The following is a 21,314-nucleotide window of genomic DNA, read 5'->3' as shown; positions in this document are numbered from 1 at the left end:
TTCTCGTCGGCGCTCGCGTACTACGATTCGTACCGGACGGAGCGGCTGCCGGCGAACCTGCTGCAGGCGCAGCGCGACTATTTCGGCGCGCACACGTTCGAGCGCGTCGACAAGGAAGGCACGTTCCACTTCGAGTGGATGCAATAACTTCGGCATAGACGCCTGCCGCGCCGCGCCCTGCGGGCGGCGGGCTTTTTTCGGGGTGTTCGCCCTGCGCGGCGTATGGTATGATGTGTTAAAAAATGAGGACGGGAACCGAAATTGACGGCTGAACTTCGCAACATTGTACTCATCGGATTTATGGGAACGGGGAAAACGACCGTCGGTCTCGCGCTGTCCGAGAAGCTCGGCTGGACGTTCGTCGACACGGATCAGCGAATCGTCGAGCGGGAAGCTCGATCGATCCCCGAGCTGTTCGAGCAGGAGGGGGAGGCGTATTTCCGCGACGCGGAAAGCGCCGTGCTAGAGGAGGTGCTGGCGGGCGAGCGGCAAATCGTCTCGACCGGCGGCGGCTCCGTGCTTCGGCCGCTCAACCGCGAGACGATGCTGCGGGGCGGCTTCGTCGTCGCCTTGACGGCGCCGGCCGACGCGCTGATCGAGCGGCTGCGGGGCGACGCGAATCGCCCTCTGCTCGCCGGCGACAAAGAAGAACGCGTCCGTCTGCTCCTTAAGGAGCGGAAGAACGCGTACGATTTCGCGTCTCTTACCGTCGACACGTCGAAGCTCGGCGTGGCGGAGACGGTGGAGACGATATTGCGGGAGGCGGGCGCCCGCTGACGGGTCGCCCGGCGGACGCTTACAGCGTCTCCCAGGCCAGCATGCCGCCGGTCATGTTTTTCGTGTTGGCGTAGCCGTGCGCCTCGAGGTAGTCGTAGACGCGGCCGCTGCGGTTGCCGCTGCGGCAGACGAGGATGACTTCGCCCTCTTTCGGAATGTCGCTCATCCGTTCCGGAATCGTCCCCATCGGGATATGGCGGGCGCCTGGAATGATACCGGCGGCCACCTCTTCGTCTTCCCGCACGTCGATGATGACGAGCTGTTCCCCGGCGTCAAGCCGGCGGCGAACCTCGGCGGGTTCGATCGATCGCATGCCGCTCAAGCGGATCGCTCCTTTCGAATTCGCCTACGGGACGTAGGCGGGTGGTCTTGATCGTACATCTGCCACCATCTTACGTCGTGCATTTTTTCAAGTCAAATCGGAGGTGCCGCATGCGCTTCGTGTGGATCGCCGCGGGCGGTGCGCTCGGCTCCGCGGCGCGTTGGGGCGTCGCTCAGGCGTTCGCCGGCGCAGGCGGGCCTTGGCCGTTCGCGACGCTGCTCGTCAACGGGGCGGGCGCGTTCGCGCTCGGCTGGTTGTACGCGCGCGCTTCGGACCGGGACAAGCGGTCCCCGGCGTATCAAGCGGCGGCGGCGGGGTTCCTCGGCGCATTCACGACGATGTCCGCCTTCGGGCTGGAAGCGTGGACGATGCTCGAAGGCGAACGGTACGGCCTCGCCGCGGCGTATATCGCGCTGACGGCGGCCGTCGGCCCGCCGCTCGCCCGCGCGGGTTTGCGCCTCGGCGCCCTCCGGCGCGGGGAGGCGGCGCCGTGAGCTGGCTCGCCCTTGTCTTCGTGGCGGCCGGCGGCGCGCTCGGCGCAGCGCTTCGAGCCGCCGCGCTCCGCTGGAACCGGCCCGGCCGCGTGCCGTACGCGACGCTCGCCGTCAACGTCACCGGCTCGTTCGCGCTCGGCTGGCTCGCGGGCGGCGATCTGCCGGTCAGCCCCGCCGTCTTAGCCGGCCTTACGGCCGGAGTTCTAGGCGGCTATACGACATACTCGACGTTCGCGGTCGAAACCGCGCTGCTCGCCCAGGCCGGCCGCCGAGCCGCCGTCTACGCCGCCGTCACGATCGCGGCGTCGATCGCCGCGGCGGGCGCCGGCGTCTGGATCGCGCGCTGACATTTTTCTCTAGTTCAAGAGAGGAGTTTATCCATGGATGCCATCGTAAAACCGACCCCTCGGCTGCAGGGAGAACTGCAGGCGTTATCCTCGAAAAATTACACGACCCGCTATATGCTCGTCGCGGCGCTCGCCGAAGGCGTAAGCCGCATTCGGTTTCCCGCGCACAGCGAGGACAGCGACGCGATGCGCCGCTGCCTGCGGGATTTGGGCGCGACGCTGGAGGAGTCGAACGACGTGCTGACGGTGCACGGCTTCGGCCGCAGCCCGAAGCCCGTCAAAGAACTGAACGTCGGCAACGCCGGCGCGGTGCTGCGCTTCCTGCTGTCGATCGCGTCGCTCCTGCCGGAAGTGACGTTCGTCAATTCGTATCCGGATTCGCTCGGCAAACGACCGCACGACGACTTGATCCGCGCGCTGGAAACGATGAACGTGCGCATCGACCACAACGGCGGCCGGCTGCCGATTACGGTGTACGGCGGCGACCCGAAGGGCGGCGCGATCCAAGTGTCCGGCAGCGTCTCGTCGCAGTTTCTCAGCTCGCTGCTGTTCCTGACGCCGCTGCTTAAGGAAGACAGCGAAATTCGGGTGCTGCACGATTTGAAATCGAAAATCGTCGTCGGCCAAACGCTCGAGGTGCTGCGCGACGCCGGCATCGAGGTCGAAGCGAGCGACGATCTGATGTTTTACCGCGTGCCCGGCAATCAGAAATACCGCAGCGGCGACTACTCGGTGCAGGGCGATTATCCGGGGTCGGCGGCGATTTTGGCCGCGGCGGCGGTGACGAACTCGGACGTGACGGTGCACCGGCTGCTTGAACACAGCAAACAAGGCGAGCGCAAGGCGGTCGACGTCATCCGCGCGATGGGCGCGCCGCTGACGCACGAGAACGGCGTCGTGCGCGTGCAGGGCAACGGCAAGCTGCGGGCGGTCGAGTTCGACGGCGACGAATTTACGGACGCGGTGCTCGCCTGCGTGGCGGCGTCCGTCTTCGCGGAAGGCACGTCCCGGTTCTACAACGTGGAAAATTTGCGTTATAAGGAATGCGACCGCATCACAGACTACTTAACGGAGCTGCGCAAGGCGGGCGCGAACGTCGAGGAGAAGCGCGACGAAATCATCGTCCACGGCAAACCCGAGGGCGTGAAAGGCGGCGTCGTCATCGACGCGCACTACGATCACCGCGTCATCATGGCGCTGTCCGTCGTCGGCCTCCGCTCCGAGGAAGGGCTCGTCATCCGCGACGCTCACCACGTCGCTAAGTCGTATCCGCAATTTTTCGATCACCTGAAGGCGCTCGGCGCCGATATTCGTTTGGAGTAGAAGGAGGAGACGCGCATGCCTTTCGAAAATCCGAGCAGAGAACAGATCAAATCGATTTTGGAGCAAGCGGGAGTTATCGCCGTCGTCGGGCTGACGAACAATCCCGACCGCCCCGCGTACGAAGTATCCGAGGCGATGCTGCACCGCGGGTACCGGATTATCCCGGTCAACCCGAAGGGCGAAGACGTGCTCGGGCAGAAGGGCTACGCGTCGCTGGCCGACATTCCGGAGCCGATCGACATCGTGAACGTGTTCCGCCGCGCCGAGCATACGCCGCCCATCGCCGCCGATGCGGTCGCCGTCAAGGCGAAAACGCTCTGGCTCCAGCTCGGCATCGCCAGCGAGGAAGCGGCGCGCATCGCCTCCGAAGGCGGCATGACGGTCATCATGGATCGATGCATTAAGGTCGAAGACGCCATTCTCCGCCCGAACCGAAATCAGGCATAATTTGCGCGATAATAATTTTTGTCCCCCTTAGACAAAATAAAAGAGGCTTCAACGAAGGCGTTCGCACGCCGTCGGGGGAGACCAGACGACATCTAAGGAGGAACATTCATCGTGTACAATTCGTACCAACCTTCCTTCGGGCAACAGCAAGGCTTCGGTCAGCAGGTTCAGTCGCAGTACCGCGGCATGCAGAAGACGTTCCAACCGACGGGCAACGTCCAATCGTTCTATCAACCGCAGCAGCAAATGACGTCGAACTACCACACGTCGAACTATGTTGGCAACCGCCAAGATCATGACGCGTACCTCCGCGAAGACAGCATGGGTCCGAGCACGTACGCCATGAACCGCGGCCAAACGATGGGCACGCTGAACAACGTCCAAGGAACGTACCAAGTGAACACGCCTACGAGCCAAATGACGCAAGGCTATCAAGGCGGGTTCCAAGGCGTGAACAGCTACCACACGGCTAACTATGTCGGCAACCGTCCGGACCACGACGCGTACCTGCGCGAGGATTCGCTCCGCGCGAGCACGTACGCGATGGGCCAATCGCAAGGCATCAACACGCTGAACAGCGTTCGTGGACAGTACAACGTGAACACGCCGACGAGCCAGTTCACGCAAGGTCAGTTCCGCAACTTCTAAAATAGTTGGACGAACGGCGGACGAGGTAATCGTCCGCCGTTTTTTCTTTGACAAACTCGCGGCGCTTCATTACCATTACCAATAGACGAGAGGGGGACCGGGCGTGAATTGGATGGGCTATTTGCAGCAATTCGGCAGATCGCTGATGATGCCGATGATCGCGCTGCCCGCCGCCGCGATACTTCTTCGCCTCGGCGCGTTCCCTTGGGAGGCGATCGGCGGAGAACGCATCGGAGCGATGCTGACCTACGCGGGTATGACCGTGTTTACATATTTGCCTTATATCTTCGCCGTAGGGGTCGCGCTGGGCCTCGCGGACAGCGCCGGCATCGCCGGGATGTCGGCTTTGGTCGGCTATTTCGTCTACGACCGCGTGACGCAATTTTTCATTCCGCAAGGATTCGAGCTCGGCGTGACGAGCGGCATCGTCATCGGCATTTTATCCGCTTTTCTATTTCATCGATTCAAAGAGATTCGCTTTCCGGAATATATACAATTTTTCGGCGGGCCGCGCTTCGTGCTGCTGATCATGTGTTTCGCGTCCGTCGCTTTCTCGATTCTGATCGTGCAAATCGGCCCGTACGTCCAATCGGGACTGCAGGGGCTGAGTGGCCTGCTGCTCGGCCTCGGCGGGTTCGGCGCGTTTTTGTACGGCATGCTCCACCGGCTGCTCGTGCCGTCCGGACTGCACTACTTGCTCAACAACGTCGTCTGGTTCCAAACGGGCGCCTACGAGCGTTATGACGGCAGCATCGTCAACGGCGATTTGCCGCGCTTTTTCGCGGGCGATCCGACGGCGGGGTTGTACATGGCGGGGCTGTATCCGACGATGATGTTCGCGCTGCCCGCGATCGCTCTAGCGATCGTGCACGAGGCGAGGGAGGATCTGAAGCCGAAGGTGCGGGCGACGTTCGCCGTCGCGGCGCTTTCCTCGTTCCTCACCGGCGTGACGGAGCCGATCGAGTTCGCCTTTTTGTTCGTCGCGCCGTATTTGTTCGTCGTGCACGCGATTTTGTCCGGCCTCTCCATGTGGCTGACGTCGCTGCTCGGCATTCATCACGGCTTCGCGTTTTCCGCGGGGGCGATCGACTTTATCATCAACTATCACCTGTCCCGAAACGGATGGATGCTCATCCCGATCGGACTCGTCTATTTCGCGCTGTATTACGGCCTGTTCCGCTGGGCGATTCGGAGGTTCCAAATTCCGACGCCGGGCCGCGAGGAAGGGTCCGCGCTCGACGATTGGGCCGGGGATATCCCGTACCGGGCTCCGCTCATTCTGCAGGCGCTCGGCGGCAAGGAAAACATCGTGCGCATCGAAGCGTGCATCACGCGCCTTCGGCTGACGCTCGCGAACGACCGGGAGATGGACATCGGCGCGCTGAAGCATTTGGGCGCCGCCGGCGTCATGACGCTGGGCGGAGGCAACGTCCAGGTCGTGTTCGGCACGTTCTCCGAGCTGATTCGCGAAGAGATTATGAAGACGATACGCAAGGACCCGCGCGTCGTTCTGTTCCGCTCGCCGGTCGCCGGCCGCATGATTCCGCTCGAGGATGTGCCGGATCCGGTGTTTGCCGGCAAAATCGTCGGCGACGGCGTCGCCTTCGTGCCGGAGCGCGGCGAGCTCGTCTCGCCCGTCGCCGGGAAGATCACGCATCTGTTCCCGACGGGGCACGCGCTCGGCATTACGACGGCGGAAGGGCTCGAGGTGCTGCTGCACATCGGCATCGATTCGTCCGGCATCGCCGGTAAGCCCTTCGAGCCGCATGTGCGGGAGGGCGACGCCGTCCAGCCCGGACAGCTGCTCGTCACGTTCGATTTGGCCAAGCTTCGCAAACACGCGAAATCGCCGGCGACGCCTATGGTCGTCACGAATGCGGCGCGCGTCAAAGCGATCAGCTACGCGCCGTTCAAGGCCGTTCGCAAGGGCCAAGCTTCGGTCATGTCAGTCACCATAAAGGAGGATCCGTCGGATGGCAACCACTCGTAGCGTTCAAGGCACCGGGGCCTCGTCCGGCATCGCGATCGGGAAGGCGTTCGTCCTGCCCCATTGGGAGTGGGACGTTCCCGAAAACAAGAAGGACGTGACCGATCTGGCGGCGGAATTCGAGCGCCTGTACGAAGGCATCCGTCACTCCAAGCAGGAAATCACGACGATCAAGAAAGAAATTTCTGGCTACATCGGCGAGCAGGAGTCGAACATTTTCGACGCGCATTTGGCCATTTTGGACGATCCCGTGTTTATGAACGAAATTCAGGGCATCATCCAGCGCCAGTACAAAGCCGCCGAGGTCGCGGTCAAGGAAGTCATCGATAAATTCGTTAACATGTTCGATTTGCTCGACGACCAATATATGAAGGAGCGGGCGCTCGACATCCGCGACGTCGGCAACCGGCTGCTGAAGCATTTGATCGGAACGCCGGACGTGAAGCTGCCGTCGGATAACAAGCCGTTCATTCTCGTCGCGCGCGAAGTATCCCCGTCGCAGCTCGTGCATTTGAATCCGAACCATGTGCTCGGCATCGTCACGTTCGCAGGCGGCAGCACGTCCCATACGGCGATCATGGCGCGGGCGATGAACATTCCGCTCGTGCTCGGACTCGAGGGGAAAACGGCGGAACCGATCCAAACGGGCGATACGCTCATCATCGACGGGAAGTCGGGGACGGTGATCGTCAACCCGACGAGCGCGCAAGTCCAGCGGTATACGGAGCTGCGGGAGTCGGAGGTCCGCGTGCTCGAACGGCTTCAATCGATCGCGTCGCTGCCGACGGTGACGGCGGACGGCATCCGCATGTCGCTGTACGCGAACATTACGTCGCTTCGAGAGCTGGAGGCGGCGCTGGACGGCGGAGCGGAAGGCGTCGGATTGTTTCGGACCGAGTTCATTTACATGGACCGGGATACGTACCCGAGCGAGCAGGAGCAGTACGAAATTTACTGCAAAGCTGCGTCGCTGCTGCAGGGCAGGCCGCTGACGATCCGAACGCTCGACGTCGGCGGGGACAAGCATCTTGATTATATGGAAGTGCCGGAGGAAGAAAACCCGGTGCTGGGCTTTCGTTCGATTCGGCTGTCGCTCGTGCAGCCGGGGCCGTTCAAGACGCAGCTGCGGGCGATTCTTCGTTCGGGCGCTTGCGGCAAGGTGCGCGTCATGTTCCCGATGATTCAGTCCGTCGAACAGCTGCGGGAAGCGAAGCGGCTGCTCGAGGAAGCGAAGGCGGAGCTGCGGGCGGAACGGCTGCCGTTCGACGAGCATATGCCCGTCGGCATTATGGTCGAGGTGCCGGCGGCGGCGATCGCGGCGGACGTGCTGGCGCCGGAGGTCGACTTTTTCAGCATCGGCACGAACGATTTGACGCAGTATGTGCTGGCCGCCGACCGAATGAACGAGCATGTCGCACATTTGTACGAACCGTATCATCCGGCGGTGTTGCGCCTTCTGCGCATGACGGCGTCCGCCGCGCAGGAGGCGGGCATCGGCGTGAGCGTCTGCGGGGAGCTTGCCGGCGATCCGCTGGCGCTGCCGATTTGGCTCGCGCTCGGCGTACGGGAGCTCAGCATGGCGGGCGGTCTCATGCTGCCGCTCAAGAGCGAACTGCTGAAGGCGTCAAGCGAACGATCGAAATCGTTGTGGTCATCCGTCGCGAAGCTGCGCACGAGCCAAGAAATTCGGGAGACGCTCGAGCGATTCGGCATGGAGAGCGGCGTGATGTAACATAATACAATTTTACGATTTGAAAGAGAAAGGAACGGTGAACGGCATGCGTTTGAACGGGAAAAAGGTGCTGAGTCTCGTCGACGAAGAATTCGAGGATTTGGAGCTTTGGTATCCGGTGTACCGCGCTCGCGAGGAGGGTGCCGAAGTGGTGCTCGCCGGAGCGAAAAAAGGGTTTCAATATACGGGCAAATACGGCGTGCCGGCGACCGCCGATCTCTCGTTCGAAGAGGTCGACATCGACGCATACGACGGACTGCTCGTGCCCGGCGGCTGGGCGCCCGATAAACTGCGCCGCTATCCCGAGGTGCTGGCGATGGTCCGCCGCATGGACGAGCTAGGAAAGCCGATCGGCCAAATATGCCATGCGGGCTGGGTGCTGATTTCCGCGAAAATTTTGCAAGGCAAGCGCGTCACATCGACGCCCGGCATCCGCGACGATATGGAAAACGCCGGCGCGATTTGGCTCGACGAGCCGGTCGTCGTGGACGGACACCTCGTCTCGAGCCGCCGTCCGCCGGATCTCCCGCCGTACGCGAAAGCGTTCTGCGACGCGCTGGCCGCGCGGTAAACCGCTTCCGATTCCAAGAACTTCTATGAGCCTTACGGCAGGAGATGCGCGAGGGGCCTCGAATACATAGAGAGGCACGAAGAGCGGGCCGCGTGTAACGGCTCTTAGGAGGGCTCGGTTTGGAAAAGCGTTGTTCTTGCGGGCATACGATGTCGATTCGTCTTCGTACGGTGATCTTCTCGAACAAAGTCAAAATTGATAACGTTCCGATTTATTCCTGCGTCCGCTGCGACCGCAGCGAAGTGCTGCAGGACGTCAAACAGGAGCTGAGCGAGCTCATTCGGCAGCTCGGCCGCAATCCGGAAAGTCAGCATATCCCTTTCCAGGAAACGAACGAGCTTGCGTTTTTGCTGTTCGAGGCGACGAAGAAGGAACGGGCGCATACGCCGGTGGAACAGATCGTCAAAGATCGGGTGAACGAGCTGCTCGATTTGCTGCTGCTTGCGCAGTCTCTTGGCGACGAACCATGGTCGAACGAAATTCGGGAGCGGCTGTCCCAGATCGCGAAGGGCAGCATCGCTACATAAATATAGCCGGCGGCGAACGCCCCTTGCGGGGCGCATCGTTTCCGGCGTATGCGTCGTTCGACATGCGTGAAAATGGCAATCATTGCGAAAAGTATTTTTTTGTCGTATCATAAATAATTATAAAACACGAAACAGTTTTGAAACAGGTGTAGTTCCGGAGTCCGTTAGCCGGCGTTGGTCTACTTGCCGTTGTTCATTTCTACAAATAATCATTATTGGAGAGAATGCTCGTGACAGTGACAATTTACGACGTGGCTCGGGAAGCCGGAGTATCGATGGCGACAGTTTCGCGGGTGGTGAACAATAACCCCAACGTCAAGCCGCAAACCCGGAAGAAAGTGTTCGAAGCGATCGAACGGTTGGGATACCGCCCGAATGCGGTCGCCCGCGGATTGGCAAGCAAGAAGACGACGACCGTCGGCGTCGTCATCCCGGACATCTCTAACACGATGTATTCGGAAGTCGTCCGGGGGATCGAAGATATCGCGAATATGTACCATTACAATATGATCTTGTGCAACTCCGACAAGAAGAAGGAGAAAGAGATCCGCGTAATCAACACGCTGCTGGAGAAGCAGGTGGACGGACTCCTCTTCATGGGCGGCGTCGTAACGGACGAGCACATCGAGGCGTTCCGCACGTCGGTGCCGATCGTGCTTTGCGCGACGACCGACGCGAACCGAATTATGCCGTCGGTCGACATCGACCATGAAGCGGCGGCGTACGACGCGGTGAAGCTCTTGATCGACAACGGTCACCGCAGCATCGGCATGATCAGCGGCAACCTGCAGGATCCGTCCAACGGGTTCGCTCGTTACCAGGGCTATAAGCGCGCGCTCGAGGAAGCCGGCATTCCGTTCCGCGAGTCGCATGTTCGCGTAGGCAACTACCGGTACGAGTCCGGTCTCGAGACGATGCAGTATTTCCTGCAGCTCGAAGACCGCCCGACGGCGATGTTCGCCGCGACGGACGAAATGGCGATCGGCGCGATTCACGCGATTCAAGACGCCGGCCTCCGAGTGCCGGAAGACATCGCGGTCATCTCGGTCGACAATGCGCGCATGGCGTCGATGGTGCGTCCGCAGCTGACGACGGTCGCGCAGCCGATGTATGACATCGGCGCGGTTTCGATGCGTCTGCTGACGAAGCTGATGAAGAAAGAGCCGGTATCGAATCCGGTCGTCGTGCTTCCGCACGAAACCATTATGCGTAAATCTGTGGCTCATGCTTAATGAGCCCTATTTTTTTGCCTAGGGGGATATAGAGGAACGTGGCACAATTGCAATATCGAACGATCGGGCTCATCGGAGCGATGGACGAAGAGGTGGAGCGGTTTCTTGGGCGCATGGAAGGCGAGAAGGAAACCGTGAAAGCGGGCATTCGGTTCCGCGAAGGCGAATGGAACGGCAAACGGGTGATCGTCTGCAAATGCGGCGTCGGCAAGGTGAACGCGGCCGTATGCACGCAAATTTTGATCGATACGTTCGGCGTCGAAGCGATCGTGTTTACGGGGGTTGCCGGCGCGCTGCATCCGGAGCTGAACATCGGCGACATCGTCGTGTCGACCGACTGCCTGCAGCATGATATGGACGTGACGCCGCTCGGCTTCGCGAAAGGGCAAATTCCGTTTTCCGACGAATCGGTGTTCCCGGCGTCCGAAGATTTGATCCGTGCGGCGCTCGAAGCCGGGGAGAGCTTATTCCCGGGGCTGACGCGCTCCGGGCGCGTGTTGTCGGGCGATCAGTTCGTCGCCAATCGGGAGACGGTCGCCGCGCTGCATCGCGAGCATGAGGGCGTCTGCGTCGAGATGGAGGGAGCGGCCGTCGCCCAAGTGTGCCGGTTGAACGGCACGCCGTTCGTCATTTTGCGATCGATGTCGGATAAGGCGGACGGCTCGGCGCACGTGAATTTCCCCGAGTTCACGAAGCTGGCCGCGGAGCGGTCCGCGGCGATCGTCGAGCGGATGCTCGAGGCGTAACCAAAACAAGCGCAACGAAAGAGGCTGTCGAAGCGATGATTCGCTCGACAGCCTCTTTGTTCGTCTAAGGGGTTATGGATTAAAGTGAACCGCTTCGGAAGGAGACGATTCGCCGGCCGCGTTCACGGCGATGACGCGGTACCATCCTGCGGGCGTCAACGTCAAATATTCGAATTCCGGCGCGTTCGTCTTGCCGATCGTTCTGTACGGTCCCGCTTGCTCCGGCGCATATGCGACCCGATATTCGGCGACGCTCTCTTCCGGCGCGTTCGGCGTCCAGGACAGTCGAACGCCGAGGTCGCGCGCGGACGCTTCCGGCCGCGCGGGCGCGGAAGGCGCGCCGGCGTCCCCGATCGGGCCGTCTTCGCCGTCCCCGTTGTCTCCGCCGTCCGTACCGTCCGTTTGCAGCGGCAGGAGCGGGAACGGTTCCCCGTTGTACACCGTTTGGCTTGGCGAGGAGACGTGCCCGGCGATATCGACGGAGACGACGTAGTAGGCATAAAGCCGATCCGGGTTCGCCGCGTCCGTGAAGGCGAGCTCGTCGCCGTTCAGCACCGTTTTGCTCGGGAGCTGCTCGAACGGGCCGCCGTCGACGGAGCGGTAGACGCGATAGCCGGCGACGTCTTGGTTGTAGCTGGCGCCGAACTGCACCCGCACGCCGTCGCTCGTCTTCTCCAGCTTGATCCAGGGCGGCGGGGCGGGCGGCTGCCCGTTCTCGACGCGCGGGTCGACCTCGCTCGGCGCATCGGCGTAGCCGTCCGTCGGCCGGTAGGAGGAGAGCGGCCGGCGGCTTTTCTCCGGAAGCTTCGCGAGCGCTTCTTCGATTTGCTTCATCAGGTCGGCGATCGGCACTTCGCGGCGGACGACGCGCGATTTGCGGATCATATCCGCCGGCGTGCCCGGCTGCGGCGCATACGCCTTGCCGTCGACCAGCACGACGTCGGCGAGGCCGAATACGTCGTCCTGCTGCGTCGGAATGAACTCCCGGTTGAAGATGTCGGTGACGGTCAGCTTTTCCTGAAGCACCAGTTCGTTCGGCAGCAGTCCCGACACGCGGGAGACGGTTTTGGACACGATGCCTTCGGGCTTCGGGAATTCCTCGGTCACGAACAGGTCGGGCTTCGATGCGACGAGCTCGTTCATCACGTCGGACCACACGTATTTCGCCCGGTTCGCATCCGTCAGCTCGGCGGGCTGATCGTAGCCGATCCAGACGCCGAGCGTCACGTCCGGCGTGTAGCCGACGAACCAAAGGTCGAAATTGTCGGACGTCGTGCCCGTTTTGCCGACGATCGGCACCTTGTCCTCGTGCTCGAAGCGGTTTTTCACCGTTCTCGCCGTGCCGTTCGTAATGACGGTTCGCAGCATGTCGGTCATCAGATACGCGGTCTGCTCGGAGAAGACGCGCTCCGGTTCCGGTTTATGCTCGAAGATGATGCGGTCGTTCGAATCGGTAATTTTTTCGATCATGTACGATTCGCGATACAGGCCTTGGTTGGCGATCGTCGAGTACGCGTTCGTCAGCTCTTCGACCGATACGCCGTACTGGAGCCCGCCGATGACGCCGGTTTGCGCGTGGTAATCGCTCTCCGTCAGGGAGGAGATGCCGAGCTTTTTCGAGAACTCCCACGCCTGTTCGATGCCTACGTCTTGCAGGAACAGCTTCAGCGCCGGAATGTTCCACGATTGGTTGAGCGCTTCCCGCGCGGTAAGCAAGCCGTGGTATCGCCCGTCGTGATTGCGCGGGATATGTACGCCTTTCGTGCCGTCCGGCAGAATCAGCGGCACGTCGTCGATGACGTCGCCAGGCTGGATGGCGCCGGATTCGAGCGCCGGCAAATACGCGGCGATCGGCTTCATCGCGGAGCCCGGCTGGCGCAGCATCTGCGTTGCGTGGTTCATCTGCTCGAGATAGAAGTCGCGGCCTTCGATCATGCCGAGAATGGCGCCCGTGGTGTTGTCGATCAACACGCCGCCGACCTGTTCGACGCCTTTCTTCTCGTGGTCTTTCGAGAACGTATCCGGATTGTCCGAGACGCGGTGCATCGCCTCGTACACGTTTTTGTCGATCGTCGTGTAAATCTTGTAGCCGCCGCGAAGCAGCGTCTGACGCGCCTCCTCGAGCGACTCCCTCGCTTCCGGCTTGCGAAGGTCGGCGTCGGTCAGCTCCGGGTTGTTCAGCTTCAGCAACACTTCCGCGGCCTGGCGCTCCGCCTCCAGCATTAAGTACGGATACGTCGCGTACGCCTTCGGCTTCGGCTTCGCGAGGCTCGCTTTCAGGTCGAAGGCGAGCGCTTCTTGGTATTGAGCATCCGTAATTTTGCCGGTCCGCTTCATATGATAAAGTACGAGTTCCTGGCGTTCCTTCGCTTTCAAGAAGCCTTCTTCGTCGAACTCGCCCTTGCTCGTGAAGGCGGAGAACGTCGACGGCTGCTGCGGCAATCCGGCCAAGTAAGCCGCTTGCGCGATGTTCAGCTCGTCCAAATCTTTGTCGAAGATGCCGGTGGCCGCCGCTTTAATGCCGTACAGATTGTATCCGGACGAGCCGTTGCCGAACGGAATTTTGTTTAAGTACGCGGCAAGGATATCTTCTTTTGTCATGAACCGTTCGAGCCGCAGCGCGAGAAAAATTTCCTTGAATTTGCGGCTGTCGGTTCGGTCCAAGTTCAGAAACACGCGCCTTGCGACCTGCTGCGTGATCGTGCTGCCGCCCGTTTGAACCTTTTCGTTCATGACTTTCTCTTTCACCGCGCGCATGAGGCTGGTGAAATCGACGCCGATGTGATTGTAAAATTCCTCGTCTTCCGTTGCCAGGACGGCGTCTTCCACGATTCGAGGGATATCCTCGTATTCGATCAGCCTGCGGTCTTCTTCCGTCCGCAGCTGTCCGATGACCGTTCCGTCCCGGAAATACACGAATCCGGTTTCCGTGTTTTGCTGCATGGCCGCCACGATCGTTTCGCGGCTGCGCACCTCGTCGTCCCGCACGAGCGCCGAGACGTAGCCGGTGACGGCCGCTCCGGCGGTTACCCCGCCGACGATGCCGAGGAGCACGGTCCATTTCAGGACGCCCAGCGTCGCCCTCGCCCACAGCGGCATCCGCTTCGTCCGCTTGGCGGGCTTCGCGTCTTCGCGCTCGTCGGGGAACTTCTGATTCATTTCGGACATGACAGTACCTCCCTAAATTCCATCCACATTATAACATAGCGGGCGGCGTTCGCACATCGTTCGCTAGTCCCGCGGTTGACTCGTACCGGCGGTTGTGCTATATATTGGAGATTGATGAGGAGTGATCGACACACATGGACAAGCCAATCGAATTAACCGCCGAACAGCAAGCCGAGCTGGAACGCCAGCTGCGGCTCATTCAACGCGGCACCGCCGAAATCGTGCCCGAAGAGGAGCTGCGCGCCAAGCTGGCCCGCTCGATTCGGACCGGTCAGCCGCTGAAGGTGAAGCTCGGCCTCGATCCGACGGCGCCGGATATCCATATCGGTCATACGGTCGTTATGCAAAAGCTGCGGCAATTCCAAGACTTGGGGCACCGCGTGCAGCTGTTGATCGGCGACTTTACCGGACGGATCGGCGACCCGACGGGCAAATCCGAGACGCGTAAGCAGCTGACGGACGAAGACGTGAAACGCAATGCGGCGACGTACCAGGAGCAGCTGGGCAAAATTTTGGACCCGGCCAAAACCGACGTCGTGTACAACTCTGAATGGCTAGCGCCGATGACGTTCGCGGACGTCGTACAGCTCTCCGCGAAATATACGGTCGCGCGCATGCTGGAGCGGGAAGACTTTACGAAGCGGTACGCGAACGGCCTGCCCATTTCGATCCACGAGTTTTTCTATCCGCTGATGCAGGGCTACGACTCGGTCGCGCTCGATTCGGATATCGAGCTCGGCGGCACGGACCAGAAGTTCAACCTGCTGATGGGACGCACGCTGCAGAAGGAATACGGCAAGGAGCCGCAGGTGGCGATCATGATGCCGCTGCTCGAAGGGCTCGACGGCGTGCAGAAAATGAGCAAAAGCCTCGGCAATTACATCGGGATCAGCGAGGCGCCGAAAGAGATGTACGGCAAGGCGATGAGCATCCCGGACGAATTGATGATCAAATACTACGAGCTTGTGACCGACGTGCCGACGGAGGAGATCGAAGCGCTGAAGCAGGGCCTCGCGGACGGTGCGGTTCATCCGCGGGACGCGAAGATGCGGCTCGCGTCGACGATCGTGCGCATGTATCACGGCGAGGAGGCGGCGAAGGAGGCGGAAGGCCACTTCGTCACGGTGTTCCAGCAGCGCGCGCTGCCGGACGAGATCGAGGAGTTCGCGCTGCCCGCTTCGGAGCTCGATAACGGCGCGATCCGCCTCGTGAAGCTGCTCGTCGTCAGCGGCCTGCAGCCGTCCAGCTCGGAAGCGCGGCGGACGGTGCAAGGCGGCGGCGTGAAGCTGAACGAGGAGAAGCTGACCGACCCGAACGCGGAGCTCGTCGTGAGCGACGGCGACATCATTCAGGTCGGCAAGAGGAAGTTTTTGCGGCTCCGCGTGGAGCGTTGAGCGGGATAGGTAGGTAAAGAGCGGTTCGCCGGATGGCGGGCCGCTCTTTTGCGCGCTTGGCGGTGCAGGTGCGGGGACGCGGCGATGGCCTGCGCTCCTCGGTCGGCGGAGGCGTCGGTGCGTTGGCGAGGGAGTGGAGCGGTTCGCCGGATGGCGGGCCGCTCTTTTGCGTGCTTGGCGGTGCAGGTGGGGGGCGCCGCGATGTCCTGCGCTCCTCGGTCGGCGGAAGCGTCGGTGCGAGCGGACGAAGGTGCCGCCCCACCACCACGCGTGCTTATGCCGTCGTCGTCGCGCGAATGATGGGAAGGGAGTACGCAAAAGAAGGGAAGGGTAGTATCTTCTTATGCATACACGCTTCCCATAACGGGTGCGCGGGCGTTCGGGAGAGCCGCCGCGGCAGGCAAGATGGGAAGGGAGTACGCAAAAGAAGGGAAGGGTATTATCTTCTTATGCATACAAGCTTCCCATAACGGGTGCGCGGGCGTTCGGGAGAGCCGCCGCGGCAGGCAAGATGGGAAGGGAGTATGCAAAAGAAGGGAAGGGTATTATCTTCTTATGCATACACGCTTCCCATAACGGGTGCGCGGGCGCCCGACCCGAGCCGCCGCCGGCAGCCGCATCAACGCAAAAAACCGGCTCCGCCCGAAGGCGAAACCGGTTTGCAATGATTAGCGGCTGTAGAACTCGACGATTTGCTTCTCGTCGATCTCTTGCGGGAGCTCGGAGCGCTCCGGCAGGCGAGCGTACTTGCCTTCGACCGCAGCTTCGTTGAACTCGAGGTAGTTCGGCAGGAAGTTGCGGTTCGCGATCGCTTCTTTCACGGAGGAAAGACCGCGGCTTCTTTCGCGCAGGCCGATCACGTCGCCCGGCTGCACGAGGTAGGATGCGATGTCAACCTTCTTGCCGTTAACCGTTACGTGGCCGTGCGATACGAGCTGGCGTGCGCCGGCGCGGGAGTTCGCGAAGCCAAGACGGTAAACGAGGTTGTCCAGGCGGCTCTCGAGCAGAATCATGAAGTTCTCGCCCGTGATGCCTTGCATCTTCGAAGCTTTATCGAACAAGTTCGCGAATTGCTTCTCGTTCAAGCCGTACATGTGGCGAAGCTTTTGCTTCTCCATCAATTGGAGGCCGTAGCCGCTCACTTTGCGGCGCTGTCCCGGACCGTGTTGTCCCGGAGGGAACGGGCGCTTCAATTCTTTGCCAGTGCCGCTGAGGGAGATGCCGAGGCGGCGGCTCAATTTAAATTTCGGACCTGTATAACGTGCCATAGTTCATGTTGCTCCTTTGTCAAATGGAAATAATGTATGTTCCGTAGTTTCTGTATAGGATTCCGAAAGTCGATACTTCTTGCGCCTGTCCGCAGGCATGCGACGCATGCGCTTATCGGGCGAGTTCAGCCGCTGGCCCGGCAAGGCGGTACAGGAGGGTAACACGAAGAGCTCAACTAACGTACTCGACTACACATTTTACTTGAAAAAGCAGTGTGATGTCAAGACAAATTCCAGCATCGGGAAAGTTCGAATTTTCGGCGATAGTTGTGCATGTCCGCCAAAAAATATAGTACAATGTTGTGAGTACGAAAAACGGACGGAGCGGTCCTGTCGCGGATGGAGGGAAAGCAATGAACGGCGCGGAAAGCTTTTATCGTTCGTTGTACTATGTAAGCCGCGCATTGTTTTTGCAGCAGTCGACAGACGGCGTCTTGAAACAGATCGTTTCCTTGCTCGGCGAGCATTTGCCGTTCGCGGTCTCCCAAGTCTATATGTCGCAGGACACGACCTTCTCGGACGCTCCGATTTTGCCCCTCGTCTTTCGCAACGACGGCAACGATATCAGCACGCAAGCGTTCATGGAAGGCAGGCTCGTGCTCGGCGGATCGGCCGAGGCAGCGGGAGCCGGCGATGATTCGGCTTATTCGGCGGCCGTGCCGTTGATCGGAAACCAAGGCGTCTACGGCGTGATCGAGGTAATTGCCGAAAGCCGGCCGCTGACGAGAGAGAACGTCGAGTTTTTGAGCGGCTTCGGCGAAACGGCGGGCGCGGCGTTCGAGAACGCCAAGCTGTATGAGCAGTCGAACCTGCTCGTGACGGAGCTTCGGTTGATCAACGAAATTACGAAACGGCTGAACCAAAGCCTGCAGGAATCGGAAGTGTTCCAATATGCCTGCAAAGAGCTGATCGACGTGTTCCAAGCCGATTTCGCCTGCATTTTGGAGCTGGATCGCAAGGAGCGCACGTTCGTCGTCCAAGCGACGAATTTGGATTCCATGGTGCGCGAGACGTTCCCCATCGATTACGGCTTCGCCGGGCTGTTGCAGCGGACGAAGGAACCCGTCATCGTTTCGGATTACGAGAAGAGCGCGCGGATCGAGTCGCGCTTGATGGAAGCGACCGGATCGAGGTCGCTGATCGCCTCGCCGATTCTCGTCAACGACGAGGTCGTCGGCGCCGTGCTCGTGACCCATGCGCAGCCGAACTACTTCACATACGACAATTATAAGTTGCTCGGCGTGCTGGCCGGCCACATCGGCCTCGCGATCATGAAAGCGCAGCTGCACGCGGAGCTGAACCGGATGGTCATCACGGACAATTTGACCGGGCTGTACGCGCGGCGCTACTTGGACGAACAAGTGCACGCGTTGCAGACGAGAGACTTGCGGGGATCGCTGATCGTCGTCGACATCGACAATTTCAAGCTGGTCAACGATACGTACGGCCATCAGATCGGCGACCAAATTTTGAGGCAAGTGAGCGGCATCGTCCGCTCCTGCATCCGCGACAGCGACATCGCGGCCCGATGGGGCGGGGAAGAGCTGGCGATCTATTTGCCGCAGCTGACGCTCGAGCAGACGAAGCGAGTCGCCGAGCGCATCCGCAGCCGCGTCGAGCGCGAAACGGATCCGCAGGTCACCGTATCGTGCGGCATCGCGGAGTGGAGCCAGAACGACGATAAGGTGAGCGTCGAGACGCTTTTTTATAAAGCGGACATGGCGTTGTATGCAGCCAAGCATAACGGGAAAAACCAATATTGGGTCGGATAAGGGGAGCTCTTCGACGGGGGCTCCCTTAGTTGTTCCGCCGAAAACGGCTATGCTACAATAAGGAGCGTATCTACGCTCATACATACGGCTGCCCGAGGCCGAAGGAGGAACGTCTCTTGAAAGATCCCAGGATCATAAAATTGGCGAAAACGATCGTCCAATACTCGACGAAGGTGCAAAAGGGCGAGCGGGTTCTTATCGAAATGATCGGCCCGGAGCGCGAATTGCTCAAAAGCATCATCGACGAGGTGCACGAGGCGGGCGGACATCCGTACGTCCAGCTGACGGACCGCGCCGTGCAGCGCACGCTGCTCAAATCGATGACGAAAGAGAATCTCGAGCATTGGGCGTCGCTCGATTTGCAGCGCATGAAAGACATGGACGTCTACATCGCCGTCCGCTCCGGAGAAAACGCGAGCGAGCTGTCGGGCTTGCCGGACGGGCAGCTCGGATTATATGAAAAGACGTATTACAAACCCGTGCATCTCGACCAGCGGGTGCGGCATACGCGGTGGGTCGTCATGCGGTACCCGAGCCCGTCGATGGCGCAGCTCGCCGGCATGAACACCGACGCGTTCGAAGATTTTTATTTCGACGTCTGCACGCTCGACTACGCCAAAATGGCGGAAGCGATGGAGCCGCTGTCCCAGCTGATGAGCAAAACGGACAAAGTGCGCATCGTGTCCCCTGACACCGACCTGACGTTCTCGATCAAAGGCATTCCGAACGTCAAATGCGTCGGCGACAAAAACTTGCCGGACGGCGAGCTGTACACCGCGCCGGTTCGCGACTCGGTGAACGGCACGATCCGGTACAACACGCCGAGCGTATATTCCGGCATTACGTTCGAGAACATTTTCTTCCGGTTCGAAAACGGCAAAATCGTCGAAGCGACGAGCAACGACACGAAGAAGCTGAACGAAATTCTCGACAACGACGAAGGCGCTCGCTATATCGGCGAATTCAGCATCGGCTTCAATCCGTACATCCAGCATCCGATGAAGGATACGCTGTTCGACGAAAAAATCGACGGCAGCTTGCACTTTACGCCGGGCCAAGCGTACGAGGAAGCGGACAACGGCAACCGGTCTTCCATCCATTGGGACCTCGTGCTCATTCAGCGTCCGGAGTACGGCGGAGGCGAAATTTGGTTCGACGATCGCTTGATCCGGAAAGACGGCCGTTTCGTCGTTCCGGAGTTAGAGGGGCTCAATCCGGAAAACCTCAAATAAATCTTCTTGATTCCAGACCACCGCGGCAGTATGATAAAGGAAAGCTGTCACAAAATGTTATGGAGGCGACTGCGATGACGACCAATAAGAATGCTGCAATTGTGGATATCGCACAAACGGCGGGGAAATTCAAATCTTCCATCGTCCTGCAATTCGATAATAAGTACATCGATGTAAAGAGCATTCTCGGATTGTTTACGACGCTGGTTTCCGATAGCGACTACGAGCTTCACGTGCATGGTCCGGACGAAGAAGAAGCGAAGAAGGCGATGGCCGAAGTGTTCGCGAAGCATGGCTTGAGCGTGAAGCAAGCGTAACGATACGCCGGATCGATAGTCGAACCTCTATACCCGAACGGCCGTCAGCGGGCGACCCGCATGGCGGCCGTTCGGCGTCTATGAACCTTCTAGCCCTTCCCAACTTGTATGTACGGGCGTTTTCGACTAATATAAAGCTATCATCGTTTTATCGGGTGGGGGGAACGCGGCATGACGTCTTCGGAATGGATGTCCCAACTGTCGCAGAAGGCTTTGCAGCTGCTGCAGGAGGATGCGAACAAGATAGAAAACTTGATCCAAGTGCAGATGGAAAACCTCGCGACGCGCAAGTGCCCGCTGTACGAGGAAGTGCTGGACACGCAGATGTACGGGCTGTCCCGGGAGATCGATTTCGCCGTACGGGCCGGGTTGCTGCAGGAAGCCGAAGGCAAGCAGCTGCTCGTCAAGCTGGAGCGGAATTTGGCGCAGCTGTACGAGGCGCTCGCCGTCAATCAGAACTTGAACGCGTGACGCGGTCCCGGGACGGGGCCGCTTTGTTTTTGTTCGAAGCGCAGTTGCAGGCTTCGGGGAAACCCTTTACAATGGAACTACAGCTAACGGGAAGAGGTGAGTTGCAGTGACGGAGAGCAGCGGCATCATTCGCATTTCGGACGATGTGGTCGCTACGGTTGCGGGCTTGGCTGCGCTCGAGACGCCTGGGATCGCGGCGATGTCGGGAGGCATCTCGGAAGGATGGGCGAAGCGCCTATCCGGGAAGAACGCGCAGAAGGGCGTATCGGTCGAGGTCGGCGAACGCGAGGCGGCCATCGATTTACGCGTCATCGTCCATTACGGCGTCGCCATTCACGATGTTTGCTGGCAGCTGCAGGAACGCGTAAGAGAGGCTGTGCAGACGATGACCGGCCTTACGGTCGTCGAGGTGAATGTGAAGGTGGAGGGCGTGCAACTTCCCGACGAAGAGCCGGAGGAGCCGGCGGCGAACCCGCGGGTCAGGTAACGAACCAACATCTTGGGCCCAAGATGACAAGAAAGCTGCCGAGCGAACGGCA

21 protein-coding genes and 1 pseudogene are annotated in these 21,314 nt (G+C 60.3%); 19 read left to right on the top strand and 3 right to left on the bottom strand.

Annotation, left to right across the window (positions count from 1 at the left end):
* Both VE009_RS06295 and VE009_RS06290 read left to right on the top strand, forming a co-directional pair.
* A pseudogene (locus tag VE009_RS06295) lies at window positions 1-147 on the top strand (NADP-dependent phosphogluconate dehydrogenase); the annotation flags it as partial.
* Window positions 148-261: 114 nt separating this feature from the next.
* Window positions 262-777, top strand: a complete 516-nt coding sequence (locus VE009_RS06290; RefSeq protein WP_325006539.1) for a shikimate kinase — start codon at window positions 262-264, stop codon at window positions 775-777.
* Between the two features lie 19 nt (window positions 778-796).
* On the opposite strand, the gene VE009_RS06285 is transcribed toward VE009_RS06290, so the two are convergent.
* Entirely contained in the window at window positions 797-1,090 is a 294-nt protein-coding gene (locus VE009_RS06285) for a rhodanese-like domain-containing protein (RefSeq protein ID WP_325006549.1), read from the bottom strand.
* Between the two features lie 119 nt (window positions 1,091-1,209).
* Here VE009_RS06285 and VE009_RS06280 point away from each other — a divergent pair, with 119 nt between their 5' ends.
* From VE009_RS06280 to VE009_RS06230, 11 genes are all read left to right on the top strand, one after another.
* Window positions 1,210-1,593, top strand: coding sequence for a CrcB family protein (locus VE009_RS06280; RefSeq protein ID WP_325006538.1), 384 nt, complete (start codon window positions 1,210-1,212; stop codon window positions 1,591-1,593).
* A complete protein-coding gene (locus tag VE009_RS06275) occupies window positions 1,590-1,940 on the top strand; it encodes a CrcB family protein (protein WP_325006537.1) in 351 nt (116 codons plus the stop codon). Before VE009_RS06280 ends, VE009_RS06275 begins: the two co-directional genes overlap by 4 nt.
* A gap of 33 nt (window positions 1,941-1,973) precedes the next feature.
* Window positions 1,974-3,263, top strand: a complete 1,290-nt coding sequence (gene aroA / locus VE009_RS06270) for a 3-phosphoshikimate 1-carboxyvinyltransferase (protein ID WP_325006536.1) — start codon at window positions 1,974-1,976, stop codon at window positions 3,261-3,263.
* 15 nt (window positions 3,264-3,278) lie between these two features.
* Window positions 3,279-3,710 (top strand): CoA-binding protein, encoded by a 432-nt coding sequence (locus VE009_RS06265; RefSeq protein ID WP_325006535.1) that lies wholly within the window; start codon window positions 3,279-3,281, stop codon window positions 3,708-3,710.
* Between the two features lie 111 nt (window positions 3,711-3,821).
* Window positions 3,822-4,358: a hypothetical protein gene (locus tag VE009_RS06260; protein WP_325006534.1), complete on the top strand. Its 537-nt coding sequence runs from the start codon at window positions 3,822-3,824 to the stop codon at window positions 4,356-4,358.
* 103 nt (window positions 4,359-4,461) lie between these two features.
* Window positions 4,462-6,348: a glucose PTS transporter subunit IIA gene (locus VE009_RS06255; protein WP_325006533.1), complete on the top strand. Its 1,887-nt coding sequence runs from the start codon at window positions 4,462-4,464 to the stop codon at window positions 6,346-6,348.
* On the top strand, window positions 6,332-8,077 hold the full coding sequence (ptsP, locus tag VE009_RS06250; RefSeq protein ID WP_325006532.1) for a phosphoenolpyruvate--protein phosphotransferase: 1,746 nt from the start codon (window positions 6,332-6,334) through the stop codon (window positions 8,075-8,077). The genes VE009_RS06255 and ptsP overlap by 17 nt, the downstream gene beginning before the upstream one ends.
* Window positions 8,078-8,123: 46 nt before the next feature.
* Entirely contained in the window at window positions 8,124-8,648 is a 525-nt protein-coding gene (locus tag VE009_RS06245; RefSeq protein ID WP_325006548.1) for a type 1 glutamine amidotransferase domain-containing protein, read from the top strand.
* A 119-nt stretch (window positions 8,649-8,767) separates the two neighbouring features.
* Window positions 8,768-9,175 (top strand): hypothetical protein, encoded by a 408-nt coding sequence (locus VE009_RS06240; RefSeq protein WP_325006531.1) that lies wholly within the window; start codon window positions 8,768-8,770, stop codon window positions 9,173-9,175.
* 230 nt (window positions 9,176-9,405) lie between these two features.
* Window positions 9,406-10,407, top strand: coding sequence for a catabolite control protein A (ccpA, locus tag VE009_RS06235; RefSeq protein ID WP_325006530.1), 1,002 nt, complete (start codon window positions 9,406-9,408; stop codon window positions 10,405-10,407).
* 47 nt (window positions 10,408-10,454) lie between these two features.
* Complete coding sequence (locus VE009_RS06230; protein ID WP_325006547.1) at window positions 10,455-11,153, top strand: 5'-methylthioadenosine/adenosylhomocysteine nucleosidase; 699 nt, start codon at window positions 10,455-10,457, stop codon at window positions 11,151-11,153.
* A 72-nt stretch (window positions 11,154-11,225) separates the two neighbouring features.
* Here the strand turns inward: VE009_RS06230 and VE009_RS06225 are convergent, their stop codons facing one another.
* Window positions 11,226-14,321, bottom strand: a complete 3,096-nt coding sequence (locus tag VE009_RS06225) for a transglycosylase domain-containing protein (protein WP_325006529.1) — start codon at window positions 14,319-14,321, stop codon at window positions 11,226-11,228.
* A 134-nt stretch (window positions 14,322-14,455) separates the two neighbouring features.
* On the opposite strand from VE009_RS06225, the gene tyrS reads away from it, so the two are divergent.
* Window positions 14,456-15,715 (top strand): tyrosine--tRNA ligase, encoded by a 1,260-nt coding sequence (gene tyrS, locus VE009_RS06220; RefSeq protein ID WP_325006528.1) that lies wholly within the window; start codon window positions 14,456-14,458, stop codon window positions 15,713-15,715.
* Window positions 15,716-16,383: 668 nt separating this feature from the next.
* Here the strand turns inward: tyrS and rpsD are convergent.
* The gene (rpsD, locus tag VE009_RS06215) at window positions 16,384-16,983 is read right to left on the bottom strand and encodes a 30S ribosomal protein S4 (RefSeq protein WP_325006527.1); all 600 of its coding nucleotides are present in this window, start codon (window positions 16,981-16,983) and stop codon (window positions 16,384-16,386) included.
* A gap of 353 nt (window positions 16,984-17,336) precedes the next feature.
* Between rpsD and VE009_RS06210 the strand changes: the two genes are divergently transcribed.
* From VE009_RS06210 to VE009_RS06190, 5 genes are all read left to right on the top strand, one after another.
* Window positions 17,337-18,755, top strand: a complete 1,419-nt coding sequence (locus VE009_RS06210; protein WP_325006526.1) for a sensor domain-containing diguanylate cyclase — start codon at window positions 17,337-17,339, stop codon at window positions 18,753-18,755.
* 116 nt (window positions 18,756-18,871) lie between these two features.
* Window positions 18,872-19,987, top strand: coding sequence for an aminopeptidase (locus VE009_RS06205; RefSeq protein WP_325006525.1), 1,116 nt, complete (start codon window positions 18,872-18,874; stop codon window positions 19,985-19,987).
* A 74-nt stretch (window positions 19,988-20,061) separates the two neighbouring features.
* Window positions 20,062-20,304: an HPr family phosphocarrier protein gene (locus tag VE009_RS06200; protein ID WP_325006524.1), complete on the top strand. Its 243-nt coding sequence runs from the start codon at window positions 20,062-20,064 to the stop codon at window positions 20,302-20,304.
* A gap of 171 nt (window positions 20,305-20,475) precedes the next feature.
* Complete coding sequence (locus VE009_RS06195) at window positions 20,476-20,775, top strand: YlaN family protein (protein ID WP_325006523.1); 300 nt, start codon at window positions 20,476-20,478, stop codon at window positions 20,773-20,775.
* A 106-nt stretch (window positions 20,776-20,881) separates the two neighbouring features.
* On the top strand, window positions 20,882-21,262 hold the full coding sequence (locus VE009_RS06190; protein ID WP_325006522.1) for an Asp23/Gls24 family envelope stress response protein: 381 nt from the start codon (window positions 20,882-20,884) through the stop codon (window positions 21,260-21,262).
* Window positions 21,263-21,314: the final 52 nt, after the last annotated feature.

Origin of the sequence: Paenibacillus sp., assembly GCF_035645195.1 — a bacterium.
Classification (GTDB): Bacteria; Bacillota; Bacilli; order Paenibacillales; family YIM-B00363; genus Paenibacillus_AE.
This window is presented reverse-complemented; position numbering and strand designations above follow the sequence as displayed.

Coding starts and splice junctions, on each gene's coding strand:
- aroA (WP_325006536.1), top strand. CDS start 1,974: ATGGATGCCATCGTAAAACCGACCCCTCGGCTGCAGGGAGAACTGCAG.
- VE009_RS06280 (WP_325006538.1), top strand. CDS start 1,210: ATGCGCTTCGTGTGGATCGCCGCGGGCGGTGCGCTCGGCTCCGCGGCG.
- ptsP (WP_325006532.1), top strand. CDS start 6,332: ATGGCAACCACTCGTAGCGTTCAAGGCACCGGGGCCTCGTCCGGCATC.
- tyrS (WP_325006528.1), top strand. CDS start 14,456: ATGGACAAGCCAATCGAATTAACCGCCGAACAGCAAGCCGAGCTGGAA.
- VE009_RS06200 (WP_325006524.1), top strand. CDS start 20,062: ATGACGACCAATAAGAATGCTGCAATTGTGGATATCGCACAAACGGCG.
- VE009_RS06210 (WP_325006526.1), top strand. CDS start 17,337: ATGAACGGCGCGGAAAGCTTTTATCGTTCGTTGTACTATGTAAGCCGC.
- VE009_RS06245 (WP_325006548.1), top strand. CDS start 8,124: ATGCGTTTGAACGGGAAAAAGGTGCTGAGTCTCGTCGACGAAGAATTC.
- rpsD (WP_325006527.1), bottom strand. CDS start 16,983: ATGGCACGTTATACAGGTCCGAAATTTAAATTGAGCCGCCGCCTCGGC.
- VE009_RS06225 (WP_325006529.1), bottom strand. CDS start 14,321: ATGTCCGAAATGAATCAGAAGTTCCCCGACGAGCGCGAAGACGCGAAG.
- VE009_RS06285 (WP_325006549.1), bottom strand. CDS start 1,090: ATGCGATCGATCGAACCCGCCGAGGTTCGCCGCCGGCTTGACGCCGGG.
- VE009_RS06195 (WP_325006523.1), top strand. CDS start 20,476: ATGACGTCTTCGGAATGGATGTCCCAACTGTCGCAGAAGGCTTTGCAG.
- VE009_RS06265 (WP_325006535.1), top strand. CDS start 3,279: ATGCCTTTCGAAAATCCGAGCAGAGAACAGATCAAATCGATTTTGGAG.